Origin of the sequence: Mesorhizobium sp. M0833, assembly GCF_040319905.1 — a bacterium.
Lineage (GTDB): Bacteria > Pseudomonadota > Alphaproteobacteria > Rhizobiales > Rhizobiaceae > Mesorhizobium.
This window is the reverse complement of the sequence record NZ_JAMYOQ010000058.1, coordinates 1-18158: the sequence shown is the minus strand read 5'-3', so window position 1 is coordinate 18158 and position 18158 is coordinate 1. Positions and strand designations below refer to the sequence as shown.

At 55.4% G+C, this 18158-nt stretch carries 16 protein-coding genes and 1 pseudogene; 14 read left to right on the top strand and 3 right to left on the bottom strand.

From position 1 onward, the window contains the following. Positions 1-130 (bottom strand): helix-turn-helix domain-containing protein (locus NKH98_RS32010; protein ID WP_352904203.1); only part of this gene is annotated, 130 nt, incomplete at its 3' end. A 199-nt stretch (positions 131-329) separates the two neighbouring features. On the opposite strand from NKH98_RS32010, the gene NKH98_RS32005 reads away from it, so the two are divergent. Beyond that, a complete protein-coding gene (locus tag NKH98_RS32005; RefSeq protein ID WP_352904202.1) occupies positions 330-1034 on the top strand; it encodes an IS110 family RNA-guided transposase in 705 nt (234 codons plus the stop codon). A gap of 309 nt (positions 1035-1343) precedes the next feature. Further along, positions 1344-1634, top strand: a pseudogene (locus NKH98_RS32000) (DDE-type integrase/transposase/recombinase); the annotation flags it as partial. A gap of 274 nt (positions 1635-1908) precedes the next feature. Here NKH98_RS32000 and NKH98_RS31995 read toward each other — a convergent pair. Next, positions 1909-2580, bottom strand: a complete 672-nt coding sequence (locus NKH98_RS31995; protein ID WP_352857820.1) for a GntR family transcriptional regulator — start codon at positions 2578-2580, stop codon at positions 1909-1911. Between the two features lie 224 nt (positions 2581-2804). On the opposite strand from NKH98_RS31995, the gene NKH98_RS31990 reads away from it, so the two are divergent. From NKH98_RS31990 to NKH98_RS31960, 7 genes are all read left to right on the top strand, one after another. Then, complete coding sequence (locus NKH98_RS31990; RefSeq protein WP_352904201.1) at positions 2805-3881, top strand: extracellular solute-binding protein; 1077 nt, start codon at positions 2805-2807, stop codon at positions 3879-3881. A 102-nt stretch (positions 3882-3983) separates the two neighbouring features. Next, positions 3984-4838: an ABC transporter permease gene (locus NKH98_RS31985; RefSeq protein WP_352904200.1), complete on the top strand. Its 855-nt coding sequence runs from the start codon at positions 3984-3986 to the stop codon at positions 4836-4838. A 10-nt stretch (positions 4839-4848) separates the two neighbouring features. Beyond that, a complete protein-coding gene (locus NKH98_RS31980; protein ID WP_352904199.1) occupies positions 4849-5670 on the top strand; it encodes an ABC transporter permease in 822 nt (273 codons plus the stop codon). 12 nt (positions 5671-5682) lie between these two features. Beyond that, positions 5683-6771 carry an ABC transporter ATP-binding protein gene (locus NKH98_RS31975; protein ID WP_352904198.1) on the top strand — a complete coding sequence of 363 codons (1089 nt, stop codon included), beginning with the start codon at positions 5683-5685 and terminating at the stop codon, positions 6769-6771. Positions 6772-6929: 158 nt separating this feature from the next. Then, positions 6930-8186, top strand: a complete 1257-nt coding sequence (locus NKH98_RS31970; RefSeq protein ID WP_352904197.1) for a sarcosine oxidase subunit beta family protein — start codon at positions 6930-6932, stop codon at positions 8184-8186. Beyond that, a complete protein-coding gene (locus tag NKH98_RS31965; RefSeq protein WP_352857808.1) occupies positions 8183-8461 on the top strand; it encodes a sarcosine oxidase subunit delta in 279 nt (92 codons plus the stop codon). The genes NKH98_RS31970 and NKH98_RS31965 overlap by 4 nt, the downstream gene beginning before the upstream one ends. Then, positions 8458-11421 carry a sarcosine oxidase subunit alpha family protein gene (locus tag NKH98_RS31960; protein ID WP_352904196.1) on the top strand — a complete coding sequence of 988 codons (2964 nt, stop codon included), beginning with the start codon at positions 8458-8460 and terminating at the stop codon, positions 11419-11421. The genes NKH98_RS31965 and NKH98_RS31960 overlap by 4 nt, the downstream gene beginning before the upstream one ends. 166 nt (positions 11422-11587) lie before the next feature. On the opposite strand, the gene NKH98_RS31955 is transcribed toward NKH98_RS31960, so the two are convergent. Further along, a complete protein-coding gene (locus NKH98_RS31955; protein WP_352904195.1) occupies positions 11588-11929 on the bottom strand; it encodes a hypothetical protein in 342 nt (113 codons plus the stop codon). Between the two features lie 896 nt (positions 11930-12825). Between NKH98_RS31955 and NKH98_RS31950 the strand changes: the two genes are divergently transcribed. The 5 genes from NKH98_RS31950 to NKH98_RS31930 form a co-directional block, all read left to right on the top strand. Next, entirely contained in the window at positions 12826-13926 is a 1101-nt protein-coding gene (locus NKH98_RS31950) for an ABC transporter ATP-binding protein (RefSeq protein ID WP_352904194.1), read from the top strand. Positions 13927-14043: 117 nt separating this feature from the next. Further along, the gene (locus tag NKH98_RS31945) at positions 14044-15108 is read left to right on the top strand and encodes an ABC transporter substrate-binding protein (protein ID WP_352904193.1); all 1065 of its coding nucleotides are present in this window, start codon (positions 14044-14046) and stop codon (positions 15106-15108) included. Between the two features lie 68 nt (positions 15109-15176). Further along, entirely contained in the window at positions 15177-16409 is a 1233-nt protein-coding gene (locus tag NKH98_RS31940) for an ABC transporter permease (protein ID WP_352904192.1), read from the top strand. A gap of 2 nt (positions 16410-16411) precedes the next feature. Continuing rightward, positions 16412-17248 (top strand): ABC transporter permease, encoded by an 837-nt coding sequence (locus NKH98_RS31935; RefSeq protein WP_352904191.1) that lies wholly within the window; start codon positions 16412-16414, stop codon positions 17246-17248. A 103-nt stretch (positions 17249-17351) separates the two neighbouring features. Beyond that, a partial coding sequence (locus NKH98_RS31930) for a M24 family metallopeptidase (protein ID WP_352904190.1) occupies positions 17352-18158 on the top strand: 807 nt, incomplete at its 3' end.

Below are 18158 nucleotides of genomic sequence, written 5' to 3'. Positions count from 1 at the left end.
CCCCAGCCTCTTCGTACCGGTCGCGGTAACGTCGAAATTGCCGCTCCGACATGCCCAGCAACTCGCCTGCCTCCATCATCGAAAGATCGCCGCCAGTCCAGCGGCTCAAAACGTCTCGAAACTTCTGCATTCTCCGGCCCTGTAGCCATGCCGTCCGTCTCATCCCCAGCCTCCCTTTGGCTGGCGATAAAACCGGACAACTCATGTGCTACCAAACCCGGACAACTCATCTGCTTACGACATGTCGCCGGAAGTGCTGTTGCGGTGGTGCGGTCACATTGATAAGGAAATTGCAATCGTCGTTGCAGCACAGCGTCCCGAGATGCGTTTTGTCCAACCGAAGGTCGGAAGATCAGCAGGCCTGCGCTGTCTTAGCCCGGGAGCGCCTTCTCCATCAGCGCACCGAGCTTGTGAATGCTCTGCGTTCGGTGCTGTATGAATATGGCCATGTCGTTCCGAAAGGAATCGCGCATATCAAGCGGATTGAGAGCATCCTGGGCGATCCTAACAGCGATCTGCCCGCGCTGGTACGCGAGGAATGCCGAGATCTGATTGAGCAGATTGCCGAGCAGACAGCGCGGATCGAATCCAAAACGAAGAACGCCAGAGCCCTGTCTATGGCGACCGATACACCGCGGCGATTGCAAACAATGCCTGGTGTTGGGCCGCGAACCGCATTGGCGATCAGCGGATTTGCTCCTCCGATGGAGAGCTTCAAACGCGGACGGGACTTTACGGCTTGGCTTGGTCTCGTGCCACGTCAATACACCTCCGGCGGCAAGGAGCGACTTGGACGCGTGTCGGAGGCCGGGCAGACCGATATCCGATCTTTGTTGATCAGCGGCGCCATATCCCGCCTCACCGTGCTAGCCCGTAAATCAATCGTTGAGGGATCATGGCTGGCGCGAATGCTGCGCCACAAGCAGCTCATGTTGGTCGCGATCGCGCTTGCGAACAAGATGGCGCGGGCGATTTGGGCGATGATGACAAAGAAAGAAGATTATCGAGATCCGGCGCGAGTGGCGGCTGCATGATGGATAATATGCACCACCGCAAAAGCTGGCGTCGGTGAAGGAGGTGTAGGAAGTCGACGACCTGAATGAGCACAATGATCGAAAAGATCTGGATCGGGAAAACCAGTGTGGTTCTTCGAGCTGAGAGCTCGCCTACAAGATTTGGACCGGGTCCGCAGATCACCATACCGGCCAGCGGCTTCTCGAAATGCCGTGATGAAAAGGCCTGAGAGAAGAACGCACTCGATCACCAGCCACAGCAGGTTGAAAGCTTCTTGCATCAAGGGCGGCAACCAGAGAAGAACCACCGCTATCCAATCGAAATCGTAGCGTGCTGTCTGGCTCTGCTTCCGCTTCAATCTGAGCCTGCGCGATATCGAGGAAATGCTGCTCGATCGCGGGATCGTCGTTTCCTACGAGACCTTCCGTCGATGGTGCCGAAAGCACGGCCCTGATTATGCGAGCGCATACGCCGCAAAGGCACCAACGAAAGACGATGTCTGGCACCTGGATGAGGTCGTGGTGCTCATCAACGGTCAAAAATGCTGGTTGTGGAGAGCCGTTGATCAGGACGGATATGTGCTCGACGAGATCGTCCAGACGCGCCGCAAGGCCGCCAGGTGCCACACTATCGCCGACAATCATTGCGGCTACGCCGTCGGTATCGCATTCCCTCCGACATGGACCGGTGGAATCGGCGTGGTCAGCATGCATCCCGAGAGCGATATGATCCTGGAACGCAATATGGTTTTCCACCAGTTGTCGTGGTTGCTCGGGTGTGGCCGAGGAGACTACTTCGTTCCGGACACGGTGTTGGTGGACGAAGAAGGAGCCAAACGCCTAACCACGACGTCACGCGATGTTGTCGAATTTTGATGCCACGCAGGTATACTCTTCAGTCGCTTGAAATATAGCGGCTGACTTTCTTAAGCATCCAACGCAGATATGTCGCCCTGACTTTGCCGAACGTGCCTAGGTCATTGGACGCCAGAGCATCGGAAAGGCCTTTTAATTCGCTCAGCAGTTCTCCCACGACATCATCCCAATCAAGATTCGGCATGAAGGTGTACCAGATACGAGCGACTCGGTAGTAAAGTAGGTCGGTCATTTCGCGCATCGGTTTGCTGCCAATAAGATCACAGATCAGAGCCTCAAGGTCGTTAGACAGCTGCGCGTAGCCCTCAATGTCCCGCTGGCCGCGAAGGTTCCCGGCTCGCGCGATCAGTTCATTATGGGTATCCCGGTGGGTATCCGTGACCCAGTTCGGGGACAATGATCCCATGGCCTCTGCAAGGAGAATCCGCAGATCATAGATGTCTTTGAATGTCTTCATGTCGATATCTGTGACACGCGTACCGACTCCGTTCCGGATCTCAACGAGCCCTTCATAGCTGAGCTGCTGGAGAACCCGCCGCAGTGGCGTGCGACTGACGCCGAACTCTGTCGCCAGTTGCATCTCATTGATCATCATGCCAGGCGGATAATGTAAGATACTGATCCGCTGCCGGATGCTCTCGTACATATATCGCTGGCGTTGATCGGCACTTAACTTAATCGCCTTATTCATCGTCTCAATTTAACTCCCTCTGCCTTTGGGGCCATCACACATAATCGAATACACAGGAACGATTCCATGTGCACGCGCACCCGAACCCGGGATGTCCTCGTTGACAAAGCTGCATCATAGCTGTATATAGGTCGTGCTCTGCTAACGCAAAGACTAAAACATAGGCAAGCAGCCAGCACCATCGCAAGGACCAAATGTTCGATCGGTCAAACAGGGAGGACCAAATGACAAACTTCTCGCGAAGGAACTTCATCAAGACGAGTTTTGCCGGCAGCGCGGCGCTTGCCGCCACGCAATTGACGGCCCCGTTTTTTGGCAAGGCTCGCGCAGCGGATTCGCTTTCCGTTGTCGAGTGGGGACCCCCTTTTATCGGCCACTCCAAGGCGCTTGCAGCCGAATGGGGCAAAGCTTCGATCGACTGGACACTGCATGCGGGCGGGGCGGCGTCGATTCTGCCAAAGATCAAGGCGGCATGGCCGAATCCACCCTACGACGTTGTCGATAATTGGAGTCCCGTCTTCCAATCGATGATCCGAGAAGATTGGGCGGAAACCGTCACCCTCCAAGACTGCCCTAACCTTGCGGATGTCCCCGAAGGACTTATCCCTAAAGACGCGACCGGCAATGGGAAGGTGGTTCCGCGCGGATCGAGCGGGATCTTTTTCACCTACGTTCCCGAAAAGTGCCCGATCGAGATCAAGTCGATCGAGGACCTGTTGAACCCGAAGCTGAAAGGCCAAATTCTCTGGCCAAACCCAACCTTGAACACAAACCTGCAGATCGTTGCCTTGGCGATGGCCCGCGGCGGCGATCAATTCAACTTGGAGCCAGGATGGGGATTCCTAAAGGAACTCGCGAAGTCCGGCAACATCGGGCGCGTAGCGGCGACCACCTCGGACCTGATCACATCACTAGATACTGGCGAAACCTCGGTGACCTGCATCGACCAGGGCACGTTCTCGGGGATCAAGGGCGTGAAGGCCGTCCCATTGACTAAGACGAACAAGGATTTGAAAACGTTCCTGTTCGTGTCGGGGTGGGTGATCTTGAAGAGCTCCAAAAACAAGAAACTGGCATTTGACTTCGCCAACTACATGATCAGCAAAGATGCAAGCGAGCGCTATGGCAAGGACGTGGGCGAAGTCCCCGTCAACTCAAAGGCGAAGCAGACCCTCGAATATCTTCATTTCTCCCCTGAGGAAATTAAGGAATTTGTGGTCGTGCCGGATTGGGATCACCTTGGCAAGGAACTCGATGGTTGGAACAAGCGCTGGGAGCAGGACATCGTCCAGCTTTTGTGACGTCGTTTTCTAACTTAATAATCTTCCCAGGACGCACTGGCGTCGGGCGCCATTCTGCGCCCGACGGCTTTTTGTCGATCGCAATGGGACTGGAACCTGCTGATGAAGTCTTCACGTAGCTCCGCGCTGTTACTGCTGCCAGGATTCGCCTTATTCCTGGGCTTTCTGCTCTTCCCGCTCGTGAATGTTCTCGACGAGAGTTTTCGCCTTTACGAACCGGGCCGGATCGGCTCGGCCAAGGATGCCCCATATACGTTGTTTAACTATGCTGAGATCCTGACGCCATCGTATTTGAGGTATTTTGCCGAAACGTTCAAATTCGGTATTTTATCATCGCTGATCGCCCTCGTCGTCGCGTTTCCGATTGCTTACTCAGTCGCCAGGCAGCCTTCGCCCCTGCTAAGGAAGCTCGCCATTGGCTTTCTCATAGGCATGATGTTCCTGAGTACATTGGTGCGCGTCAATGCGCTCCAACTGACATTCGAGCCCACCGGTTATGGTCAGCTCCTGTCGGGTCTCCTGAATGTGTCGGCGAATGGCCGTTTCTATACAGAATTGGTAGTTATTTTCGGTCTATTGCACTATTTGATCCCGATTTCGGCTATTACATTGTTGGGAACTATACAAAACCTAAACCCTAGACTAATCGACGCATCGCAAGTACTTGGCGCTTCGCGGCTAAGGTCGCACCTTTCGATAACCCTGCCGCTCTGCATGCCCGGACTGCTGTCGGCTTTCATGATTTGCTTTACACTATGCCTCAGCGCATTCGTCGTTCCGATGATTCTCGGAAAAGGCAAGGTGCTGTTTGTCTCCAACCTCATTTATTCACGCTTCAGCGAGATCGCCAATTATCCGAGTGGTTCCGCCGTCGCGATCACCATGCTTATCGTGGCGCTGAGTACAATCTACGGAATAACGTGGATGGTTTCGAAGCGATACGGCAACCTCAGGTAAGGCCGGTCCTGTGAAACGCTATGTCGATAATGCCGCAACCTGGCTGAGCGTCGCCAACATCGTCGTTGTATTGGTGTTCCTCATTTTTCCAATCGCCGTTGCCGTGACGATGTCGTTCGATGCCCGGGAGTATCTGGGCCGGTTTCCGCCGCCGGAATACTCCCTTAGGTGGTACAAGCATTTCTTTTCTGACGACTACTATCTAACCGGATTGGCAACCAGTCTCCGGTTGGCACTCATCACAACCATTGTCTCCACAACGGCGGGCGTCAGCGCCGCTATTGCCCTCGACCGCTATGCAGGTCCGGGCAAGCAGGCCTTGGAATCGCTTTTCCTGTCGCCGCTCATCGTTCCTGCCGTCGTGATCGGTTTTGCGCTCCTGCTGTTTTTCGCCAACATCGGTGTGTTCGACGGGTTCACGCGACTGCTCGGCGGGCACATCATCATCACGTTTCCCTACACGGTCCGCACGACGCTTGCTGGCCTGGTTGGAATCCGAAAAACCTTGACTGAAGCTGCCATGAGCCTTGGCGCCACCGAACGTCGGGCATTCTGGGACATCACCTTTCCGCTCGCCCGCACCGGCATTGTCGCGGGAGCGGTCTTCGCGTTCGCCTTCTCCATGGACGATGTTGCGGTGAGTTTGTTCCTCACATCGCCAGACACGTACACCCTGCCTGTCGCGATGGTGAGCATGATGCGAACGAACTTTGATCTAACGATCGCCGCAGCTGCTGTTCTGTTGATGATATTCACCTTCGCCCTGATCCTCGTCCTTGACCGAACAATCGGCCTCGACCGACTGATCGGCAAGGGCGTTTTCAGGTCATAGGAGGTTTCTGAAATGAGTGTTCTTGAACTTTCGCATGTCACCAAGCGCTATGGAGCCTTCCTCGCGGTCGAAAACGTCTCATTCACCGTTGAGAAGGGACAGATTCTGTCGCTGCTCGGCCCTAGCGGATGCGGCAAGACAACGACCTTGCGGCTGATCGCCGGGTTTGAGAATGCCAATGAGGGCGCTGTCATGTTCTCCGGCGTCGATATGAAGGGCAGGCGACCGTACGAGCGCAACGTCGGCCTTTTGTTTCAGGACTACGCCCTGTTTCCGCACATGACGGTCGCCGAGAACGTCGCCTATGGATTGAAGCATCGCAAATTTGAAAAGGCAAAGATCCCGGATCGCGTCGCCGAAATGTTGTCATTGGTCAGACTTAAGGGCTTTGAGGATCGGCGGCCCGGCCAATTGAGCGGCGGTCAGCAGCAACGCGTGGCGCTTGCCCGGGCATTGGCCACAAACCCCGAGGTGGTTTTGCTTGATGAACCGCTATCGGCCCTCGACGCGAAATTGCGCCAGGAACTGCGGTTCGAGCTGAAGGCAATTCTTTCTGCCGTGAACGCCACGACGATCGTCGTCACCCATGATCAGGAAGAAGCCATGAGCCTGGGCGACAGCGTCATTGTCATGAGTGCCGGAAAGATCATGCAGCAAGGGCCGCCGACGGACATCTATGCCAATCCAAAGACGCGCTTTGTCGCCGAGTTCATTGGCCGCTCAAACTGGTTCACCGGTCAGCTCACGAGGAGCGTGAAAGGCATCGCTGAACTCAAAGCCAACGACGGTACCCGGATGTTCGTGCACATGCCCGACAGCAGCCGGAATGACGGCGTGTTTGACGTCTGCGTCAGGCCTGAACGCATTCGAATTGCGGCAGCTATTGAATCGTCGGGAGACTCGCCCGTCAACAAGATGCGCGGCACGATAAGGGACGTCGCCCACCTTGGGGCCGATCTTCATTTGGTGGTCGAAATCGCAGGCGGTCAACTGCTTGCCGTGACTGAAAAGTACTATGGGCAGGCCCTTGAGAAATCCGGCCACGAGGTCGCAATAACTTTCCTCCCGCAGGACTGCATCGTAGTCCAAAGCGGATCGTAAAGAAGTCAATCCCCTCGGGGGTTACCAGCTCTTAAACGGAATCAAGCTGTGCGATCGCGTTTGGTTGCTGTCGATCGACACTTTGAAAACCAGATAATACCTATTGAAAACCTTGCCCGCTTCGCCCGAGTCGCGAGAATACATAAACGAGGAGTCGCATGAGCCATTATTCAGCCCTTGCCATATTGCGTCATGGCCTGACTGGCAACAGGCACTGGTCCCGTGCCTGGCGCGATCCTGCACCGAAGCCAAGCTACGACGTGGTCATTGTCGGCGCCGGCGGCCACGGCCTCGCAACAGCTTACTATCTGGCCAAGGAGCATGGCATCCGCAACGTGGCTGTGCTTGAAAAAGGTTGGCTAGGTGGCGGCAACACGGGCCGAAACACCACGATCGTACGCTCGAACTATATGATGCCCGGCAACTCGGCATTCTACGATCGGTCGATGCGGCTATGGGACAACCTCAGTCAAGACTTGAACTACAATGTCATGCTTTCACGGCGCGGCTACTATTTTGTCTTCCACTCGCCCGGACAGGCGGAAGGCCTACGGCGCCGCGCCAATGTCATGATAGCTAACGGCATTGAGGCCGAATTTTTCGACCGCGCGCAAATCATGAAGCGGCTGCCTTTCCTCGACTACTCACCCACGGCGCGGTTCCCGATATACGGGGCATTTCTTCAGCCTCGCGCGGGTACAGCGCGTCACGATGCGGTCGCATGGGGGTACGCACGTGGAGCAGACAAACAAGGTGTCGACATCATCCAGCAGTGCGAGGTAACCAACTACATCTGGGACAACCAAAAGATCGTTGGCGTTGAGACGACACGCGGCCCGATTCGCGCGAAAAAGGTCGCCTTGGCGGTGGCTGGTCATACCAGCCATTTGGCGGCAAAAGCCGGGCTTCGTTTGCCTATCGAAACGCATGTTCTCCAGGCTTTCGTCACAGAACCGCTGAAGCCGCTCGTAAACCATGTAATTGTCTATGGTGGTGCGCATTTCTACATCAGCCAATCCGACAAGGGCGGCTTGGTACTGGGCGGCGATCTCGACGGATTCAACTCGTATGCCCAGCGCGGGGGGCTGCCTATAGTTGAACACACGCTCCAAAGCGCCAAAGCCCTCATCCCCTCGATCTCGCGCCTACGACTGCTGCGCCAATGGGCCGGGGTGATGGACATGACTATGGATGGTTCGCCCATCATCGGCAAGATGCCGGTCGAAGGGCTCTGGTTAACCGGGGGCTGGAATTACGGCGGGTTCAAAGCGATACCGGCTTCCGGCTACTGTTTCGCATGGACGATCGCGAAGGGCGAGCCGCATCCCGACAACGCGGCATTCACCCTAGAGCGCTTCGAGCGTGGCTACCAGATCGACGAGGCGGGCGCTGGCCCGTATCCGAAAGCTCAATGAGGTTCATCATGTTGAGAATCCCTTGCCCTGTTTGCGGACTGCGGGACGAAACCGAGTTTAATTACGGCGAAGATGCAAGTGTTCGCCGCCCGGATATGAACGAGACCGATCAAAAGGTCTGGCATGACTATGTGTTTATCCGCGACAATCCACGAGGACCGCACAAGGAATATTGGCATCACGTGAGCGGTTGCAGGCAGTGGATTGTCGTCGATCGAGATACGCTCACGCATGAGATTTTTGGTTCGGCTCTGGCTCGTGAGGTTGGAGCATGACAGCGCGGCGCCTCAAAACTGGGGGGCGGATCGATCGCTCCCGTGAGCTTACCGTTAAGTTCGACGGCAAGTCTCTGCCAGCATATCCTGGCGACACTCTGGCATCCGCTTTGCTAGCCGGCGGGCGGCAGATTATTGGGCGGAGCTTCAAATACCATCGGCCGCGCGGTGTGGTCGCAGCGGGCGTTGAAGAGCCAAACGCCCTGGTGCATCTCCGCAGTGGTGATCGCCACGAACCCAATGCACAGGCAACCATGGTGGAGGCCTTCGATGGCCTCGTATCGACGCCACAGAACGCCTGGCCAAGTCTCCAATTCGACGTAGGAGCTGTCAACGGCCTGATGTCACGCTTTTTCGGCGCGGGCTTCTACTACAAGACTTTCATCGGCCCCTTTAGCGGGACGAAGTTCTGGATGTTCTGCGAGCATTTCATCCGCAAGGCTGCCGGCATGGGTCATGCGCCGACTCTTCCGGACCCTGACCACTACGAGAAGATCAATGCTTTCTGCGATCTTCTAATAGTTGGTGCAGGTCCCGCTGGCATTTCGGCCGCCCTTGCAGCTGGCCGCAAGGGCGATAGTGTCTTTTTGGTGGAGCAGGACCGCGAGCTCGGCGGATCCCTTCTCAGCGAACCGGTCGGCGCACCATCGGATACATGGCTTGCTCAGGCGCGTTCTGAGCTGAGCGATCTTCCGAAGGTTCGAATTCTGACGCGAACGACGGCGTTTGGTGCCTATGACTGCGAGGTGTTCGGACTCGTGGAGCGCGTTCAGGACCACGTGCTTGCACCTGAGGAGGGAAAACCGCGGCAGCGATATTGGGTTGTGCGAGCAAAACGGGCGATTTTGGCTACCGGAGCCATCGAACGCCCAATGGTTTTTGCCGGAAATGACGTGCCCGGGGTGATGCTCACATCAGCTGTTCGCAGCTACCTCAATCGGTATGCCGTTCTTGCCGGCGAGCGCGTTGTCATCGCAACGAACAATGATAGCGCGTACACAGCTGCCATCGAACTTTCAAAGGCTGGAGCTAAAGTAACGATCTGCGACCTCCGACAGGAAGCGCCGCCGCAATTCGTCGAGAGCGCAAGAAAAGCGGGAATTGATCTGCGATCCGGTCATGCGGTCCTCAAGGTGTATGGCGGCAAAAGCGTGAAGGCTGCGTACATCGTTCGCATCAGCCCGGGAGGTAAAATAAGGGGCAACGCTACTCGGATTGCTTGCGATCTCGTCACCGTATCCGGCGGCTGGACTCCGGCGCTGCACCTTTGGAGCCAGCGATTTGGAAAGCCAGAATACAACGAGGAGCTGGACGCGTTTCTTCCGCCGGCGGAAAAAGGGACCTTCAGCTGCGTCGGATCGCTTATCGGCTCTCCGTCGCTCAGGGATACACTCTCACAGGGCCATAAAGCTGGTGGGGCTATCGGGAAGGAACCCGCGCTATTTGGCCACGCTGATCACTGGGGCCGCAACCTTGCGCCGCTGACAATCATTGCCAAGGCGAATGGCCGCACCCCTGGTAAGGCGTTCGTGGATTTCCAGCACGATGTCAAACTTGCAGATATCGATCAGGCCCATCTCGAGGGCTACGTCTCGGTCGAACATCTCAAGCGCTATACCACCTCTGGCATGGCAGCCGACCAAGGCAAGACTTCGAACCTCAATGCGCTCGCCCGCATGGCAGAACTTCGCGGGCTCGCCATCCCCTCCGTCGGCACGACGACCTTCCGCCCGCCCTATACTCCGGTTACGATTGGCGCCGTCGTCGGCCATGACCATGGGCTCAATTTTCGTCCGACCAAGCTTACGACCATACATAGCTGGCATCAAGATAACGGTGCGGTCATGATCGAGACAGGCGCCTGGCTGCGGCCCTGGTACTACCCGTCCAGAGGTGAAGACATCAACGACGCCTATATTCGCGAAGCCGCGCACGTGCGCGAGCATGTCGGCATCGTAGACGTTTCTACGCTGGGTAAAATCGCGGTGCAGGGACCCGCCGCCGCAGAGTTCCTCAATCGAATATACGTGAATGGCTTCAAGACACTTCCGATTGGAAAACTGCGCTACGGCATCATGCTGCGCGAGGACGGCTTCGTCTTTGACGACGGGGCCACAACACGCCTGGGCGAACATGACTATTTCATGACGACCACAACTGCGAACGCCGCGAATGTACTTGCGAGGGCTGAATACCTGCTTCAAACCGCGTGGCGCGATCTCAAGGTGCATGTCACGTCGGTCACAGATCAGTGGTCTGCGATCGCCATCGCCGGTCCGAAATCTCGGGCTCTTCTGATTGCCCTCACCGGTGCAGAACTGAGCAACGAGGCCCTCCCGAATAATCATTTTGCGGACGTCACAATTGCCGAAGTGGCTTGCCGCCTGCATCGCATGAGCTTCTCGGGTGAACTTGCCTACGAGCTTTACGTTCCGGCCAAACGTGGCCGTCAAATTTGGGAAGCTCTTATTGCGGCCGGCGCTCCATATAATCTCAAGCCCTACGGTCTCGAGGCAATGGGCGCGCTTCGTATCGAGAAGGGTCACATAACGGGCTCAGAAATCGAAGGGCGCACAACCCTGAAGGATCTGGGTCTTGAAGGCTTTGCTTCGAGCAAGAAGCCGTTCGTCGGCTCCGTATTGCGAAAACGTCCGGTGCTCGAAGATCCAGCACGACCTTCGTTGGTGGGGCTAGAAATCGTCGGAGACTCAAGCACACGGGCGGGCTCCCTTTTGTACGCGCTGAATGCTCCCACCAAGGGCCACGGGGAGGGGTGGGTTTCTTCGGTAACCTACTCTCCGGCGCTGAAAATGAACATTGCCCTCGCGCTCCTGTCACGGGGCCCAGAGCGATTTGGCGAGACGATCCAAGTGGTCGATTTCGTGGGCAACCAAACGCTACAAGGGAAAGTGGTCTCCCATCATTTCTTCGACCCCGAAGGACATCGTCAAAATGGTTAGGAAATACGCGCTCCCGATAAACGGCACAACCAGCGACCACCTGGCTGTCACCATCAACGAAGTTGAATTGGGATATCTGACGCAACTTGCCGGATGGGAAGGTTTCGATAGGAAGGCAGACGATGCGCTTCGGGCAGAGGGGTTGTCGCTGCCAGGAGACTACCGCTCATCGGTCCGCCGCGGGCGGACCATAGTTTGGCGAATTGCGCCCGACCGGGCACTGATCCGGTCGGACACCCCTCTGGGCTTGGAAAGCGTAATCGATCTGGCCGTCCTCGATCTCTCGGACGCGCGTGTATGCCTGACGCTTGAAGGGCCCGGTGTCAGCGGGCTTTTCAATCGTGTAACTGCTATCGACCTTGCCGACGCAGCCTTCCCGGTTGGACATTTCGCGCAGACGGCCATTCATCATGTCAGCGTCCTTATCGACCGCCATGACCGCGACCAGTTCACAGTCCTCATCCCCACGACGTTTGCAATGTCGCTTGCCAGCTTCCTGGCTGATCATCTCACGGCTGAGGTGGCAACCAAGCCAGCAAACAGGTAAGATCGCGAAAGGAGTGACGCTTCAATGGTCCTCTATCTGTCATTCATGAAACTGGCTTCTCGCTGCCTCGTGGCAACACCTCCGCGCGAGGAAAAACCTATGGAATATAATCAACAGAAGCAGGCGCCAATGGGCGGCCCAAAGACGTTCGAAACTCAAGCCGAATGGGATATCAGCGTTCCCAGGCCCAGACCGAGTCGAACTAGCATCGAGCTCGAATTGTTCTGTCCGCCTCGAAGTCTAAGCCAGCCGTATTTTGGCAGCATTATTTGCTCCCCCTCCTCCAGCGTGTCTCCATCCGGCTAGTCGGTCGTTGATGACCGAAGAGGCCAACTTGCAAGGGAAATGCTTAGCTATCCGTGCGGATGGAACACGTCGGGTTACTTTTGATCAGCTAAATCCAACCGCCAGATCCTTGGTTGGCGGGTCGGGCGGCACAAAGAAGTGTGCGTTTCGCAAAGACCTCGCCATCAGCTTGTGCACAAGATTGCGCCCGTACTTAACTTCTTGTTACCCCAAGGCGACGCCGTTTATAGGTCGGACCTAGAACCAAAAGCTCTTAGAGGTTAATGACGATTCAATCCAAACGAATCCACGTCGTACGCCGGGACGCAGCTCCTTCAAACAGACCAGTGGCGGTATAACCCCATTCCTCACAGCTTGTGAGCCGATATAGGAGACTGAGATAGTCCGACCCTCACATGCAGTTTCCATCTTGTACACAAGATACCATTACACTAATGTTGTGAAAATAGAGCGAGCAGGGCTTTAGAAGGCACTGCACGCCGCGCGAATCTTCGCTGCAGTCGGTCCAGGAAAATGAATCGGCGTAGACGAGATGTGTGGGAGGTCAGAAGTTGAGCAAAGGTCTCGATCGAGATCCGCTAATCAGGTTCGACATGGTTAGCAAGACGTACGATGGAAAGAGCTTCGCCGTTCGCGATTTGTGTCTTGACATCTACGAGGGCGAGTTTCTGGCTTTGCTCGGACCCTCGGGGTCAGGAAAAAGTACAACTCTCGGGATGCTCGCCGGTTTCGAGCATCCATCCAGCGGCAGCATCACTTTGGCCGGGAGATCGCTTCAGGACATCCCGACGCATAAGCGAAAGTTTGGCATGGTGTTCCAAAACTATTCGCTCTTCCCACACATGACAGTGATGGAGAACATTATTTTCCCGCTTCGAATGCAGGGAATGTCGAGGAAGGATGCCTACAAGCTCGGGCAATCGGCGCTTGAGATGGTCGATCTGCGCGACCCGCAGATGGGCAAGAGACGACCTGATCAGCTCTCAGGTGGTCAACAGCAGCGCATCGCGCTTGCGCGCGCGCTTGTTTTCAAACCAGTTGTAATTCTCTTCGATGAACCGCTCGGCGCGCTGGACAAGAGGCTGCGCGAACAAATGCAGCTCGAGCTGCGTCAGATACATAAGCGCCTTGGCGTCACGATGATCTTTGTCACGCACGATCAGAGTGAAGCACTCACAATGGCGGACCGGATCGCAGTATTCAACGAGGGCCGGATCCAGCAAATTGCCTCACCCATGCAGCTTTATGACGAGCCAGCGACCCTCTTTGTCGCTTCATTCGTTGGCGATAATAATAAAATAAATGCCAAGGCTATCCGATCGCAAGGCGAAATCTGCCAGGTAGAGCTTAAGGATGGTTCCCGAGGCGAGGGAATTAGTCCGAGCCTCATTCAGCCGGATGCGAATGTGGTTGTGGTGGTCCGTCCGGAGTGCATCGTAGTCTCTCCAACCGACGATCTCACCAACAAATATCCTGCCCGCGTTAACGAGGTCATCGCGCTGGGTGACCAGACCAGACTTAGACTGAATGTGGCAGGAAATGAAGAGATTCTTGTCAAAATACCAAGAACGGGCGGCGCTCTAGTGTACAAAGTCGGGCAGAACCTGGTCGTTGGATGGAAGTCGCAGGACTGCAGGGTTCTTCGAGCTTAATAACGGGATCACGCCGCAACTGTTTGGCGAGCGATCACAAGGTTCGACCGACGGACGACGCATGCCTAACATACATTGGAAATGTCACTATTCACAAAGGAAGAAACGGGGAAGTCTATGCGCAATATCTCAAAGAACCTATACTCGGCTCTCACTATAGTGGGATTGCTCGTGGGAGCTGCGGCGGCCGCAAAAGCCGATGATCTTACCATCGCGACGTACGGCGGCTCATTCGAAGACGCTTTGCGGGTAGAGGTATACGAGCCTTTCACCAAGGACACAGGGATCAATATCCTCGCGGATGCCTTCTCGGGCGACGTCGGAAAAATCCGGGCCATGGCCAGCACCGGGACATACAATTGGCAACTTGCCGAGAGTGAATCTGTGATCGCAGCCATTGGCTGCCAGCAGGACTTCTTGGAACGGTTTGATCTCGGCCGGCTCAAGCTGACAGAGAATGATTTTGTTCCTGGAAGTCTGATTGAGTGCGGTATCCCCGACGTCATCTATTCCGTCAATTTCGCCTATGACACAAATCAGATATCGGAACCTGGTCCAAAGTCATGGACCGACTTCTGGAATGTAGAGAAATGGCCGGGTAAACGAGGAATGCGCAAGTCTCCCAACGGGACGTTGGAATTCGCCTTGCTGGCCGACGGCGTGCCGATGGACAAGGTCTACGATGTGCTGGGTACCCCGGAAGGAGTTGACCGGGCGTTCGCTAGCCTATCAAAGCTCAAGCCAAACATCGTTTGGTGGGAGACCGGCGCGCAGTCAGTACAGCTTCTCGCTGATAAAGAAGTGGCAATGACAGTTGGCTGGAACGGTCGACTGTACAGTGCCTCGCACAGTGAAGGGCAAAAACAGATCGAGACCGTGTGGAATCAATTCCGCTGGGAAACGTCAATGTGGATCATGCCGAAGGGCGCTCCGAACATTGATAGTGCCTACAAGTTTCTCCAGTACGCCACTAAGCCGGAACTGATCGCTGGTATCACGAAACACGTCGCCTACAGCCCGGCTGTAGTGGCTGCGGAAAAGCATATAAAGCCGGAACTCAATGCCGAACTCCCGACAAGCGCCGAAAACGTGAAAAATGGGTTTCCGATGGACGTTCAGTTCTGGGTAGATCACCAGGAAGATCTGACACAGCGCTTTAATAACTGGGTTGCTCAGCAATAATTCTGGTGACTGCGGGCGGCCTACCCGCTCTAGACAGGATCGGCTTTGGACATTGCTGGAGTAATTAAATGACCATGACCGCTAAAGCCATATCCAACGATCTGAATGGATCCGCCGCCCTTAGTTATCGCCGCGAGTTGAGAAAGAGAGAGGTGCGCCGGAGCGTACTCGTCGCGCCCCTCTTCTTGTATCTCACGCTGATATTCGTCATCCCAATTGTCTTAATGCTGACCAGGAGCATCGAAGACCCTGAGGTCTCTGGTGTGCTGCCAAGGACCGCTAATCTACTCCAGCGCTGGGATGGGACTGATCTGCCAAGCGAGGAGGTGTTCGCCGCCCTTGCTACCGACATCAAACAAGCCGTAAGCAATAGGAGTCTGGGCCAGGCGGGTAGTCGCTTGAACTATGCGGTACCCGGGTTTCAATCTCTTTTGACGAAAACCGGACAGAAGATATCAAATCTCCCGCCGGTCGATGCCGCAGAAGCACTGGGCCAGATCGATCAACGCTGGACAGATAACCGTTATTGGCTCGCGCTCCGCAACGCATCGAGCAGCTATTCGCTGTTCTACTTTAGAACTGCGCTTGGATTATCCAACACAGAATCTGCCTCGGAGGGCCGAGGTTTTTATCTCGACGTGCTCGTCCGCACGTTATGGATGACGGTGGTGGTTACATCAGCTTGTGTAACCCTTGGATACCCACTGGCTTACTTTCTTGCACATGCATCGGAGGCGTTGCGAAATAAACTAATTCTCTTTGTGCTTCTTCCATTCTGGACGTCTTTGCTAGTGCGAACAACTGCGTGGTTTGTGCTTTTACAAAAGCACGGGTTGGTGAACGACACAGGGATATTTCTGGGGCTGTGGTCCCAGCCTTTGGGCCTGATCTACAATCGGTTCGCTGTCTATGTTGCAATGATTCATGTGATGCTGCCCTTTATGGTGCTTCCGCTTTATAGCGTAATGTTGAAAATCCCGAGCCCGTATATGAATGCGGCGGCTACGCTCGGAGCTCCCCCGTTTCGAGCTTTCAGGGAAGTCTACCTCCCGCTTAGCTTTCCAGGCCTTGGAGCCGGCATATTGCTTGTGTTTATTGTTACCCTCGGATTTTATATCACACCTGCTCTTCTTGGCGGGCCAGCCGACCAAATGTTGAGCTACTACATTGCCCAGAACGCTAGCAACTTCGGGAATTGGGGCCTTGCGGCGGCCCTTAGCGTGCTCCTGCTTGCCGTGGTTGCGATTGTCATTTTCTTGCTCGCCAGACTTAGGACCGGCAGCATCATGCAGGAGGCATAGCAATGACCTCGGCAATAGGTAAGCGGTTCCCTCGCCTTTCGAAGATCACGCTCTGGATTGTAAGCTCGCTGATAATGGGCTTCCTCATTATGCCGATCATTGTCATCATTCCCTTATCCTTCAATTCGGCACCCTATTTCACGTATCCGATGCCGGGAGTTTCACTGCGGTGGTACGCTGAGATTTTTGGGGACTCTTCGGCATCGCTTATGTGGCAAAGGGGCGTTCAGAATAGCTTCATTATCGGCATGTCGTCGACCATAGTGGCGACTGCTCTAGGGACTTTAGCTGCGCTGGGGCTAAGCCAAAGCAACTGGCGATTTAAAAACATCGTGTTCGCGGTCCTTGTATCACCGTTGGTAGTGCCGGCAATTGTTTCCGGGCTTGGATTCTTCTATGTCTTCGCGAAGCTGAAGCTGGTTGCAACATTCTGGGGCCTAATTTTGGCTCACGCGGCCCTCGGTGCCCCGTTTGTTGTGATAACGGTTTCCGCCACCCTGAAAGGCTTCAATCAAACTCTTTTGCGGGCAGCAGAGGTCCACGGAGCATCGCCTGCGCGTGCCTTTTGGGAGGTGACTTTGCCATTGATTTCACCCGGGGTGATCTCGGGTGCGATCTTTGCCTTCGTTTGGTCCTGGGACGAAATCGTGGTGACACTATTTCTTGCTGCGCCTCCGCAGCATACGGTGCCGATACGGATGTGGAGCGGCGTAAGAGAAAGTTTCAACCCTGCGATAACTGCCGTGGCCACTCTGCTGATCGTCATGGCGATCATATTGATGCTCCTGGTCGATCAATTGAATCGACGCAATATGCGCTTCAAGAAAGCTTCGCTGTAAATCCTGCAGCAAGAGCCGTCGCGCTCGTCAGGTACGCTCCAAAATTCTACCAAAGGTAGAAATCAGAATAGCAATATCCGTCGAAACTAGACCGGAAACGGAAATGGATCAGATAGTGGACCAAGCTGGTGTTGAGCGCGAACGGCGCTTGGCGAAGGTGCAGGATGTGTGCCGCCAGCACGGGATTGACGTCGCAATCTTTACGAGTCCCGAGAACATCTATTACCTAGCTGGCCTCGACTATGAGGGCTACTTCTGCCTGCATGCGCTCCTGGTTCCAGCCAATGGTAGGCCGGTGCTGTTCGCGAGAAGCATCGAAACACCCACCATCCTGCGGCAGGCAAAAGACGTCCAATTCATTGGATATGCCGACAATGACGACGTGGCGGCGGCAATCGCGTCGCAACTGATCGCGATCGCCGGCAAGAGCCCGCGTGTAGCATTGCAAAGGAACAGCGCGTTTAACGTCGCAATCGACGCTCCTCTTCGGGTAGCCCTCCCGAGCGCTGAATTTCTTGACTCATCGGGCATTGTCGAAGAGATGCGTATGGTCAAGTCCCCCTTTGAAATCGGACAGGTTAAACGAGCGGCACAAATCTCCGACATCATGGTTTCAGCAGGACTTGGCACAGCTGGTAACGGCGTGGCCGAAAACACGGTCGCGGCCGAAGTCTATAGGGCCATGATTTCTGCCGGAGGACAGTCCCCTGGGTTCCCCCCGTTCATTAGGTCCGTGGATCGGATATGCGAACCGCACACCACATGGACTTCCCGCGAGCTCAAGACGGGCGACTCGCTCCTTCTCGAGCTCTCGGGCTGTGTCGATAGATATCATGCTCCGATGGCCCGAACGGGCTATGTCGGTCCAGCTCCTGCGTCGGCAAGGAGGCTTTCCGAAATCAGCAACCAA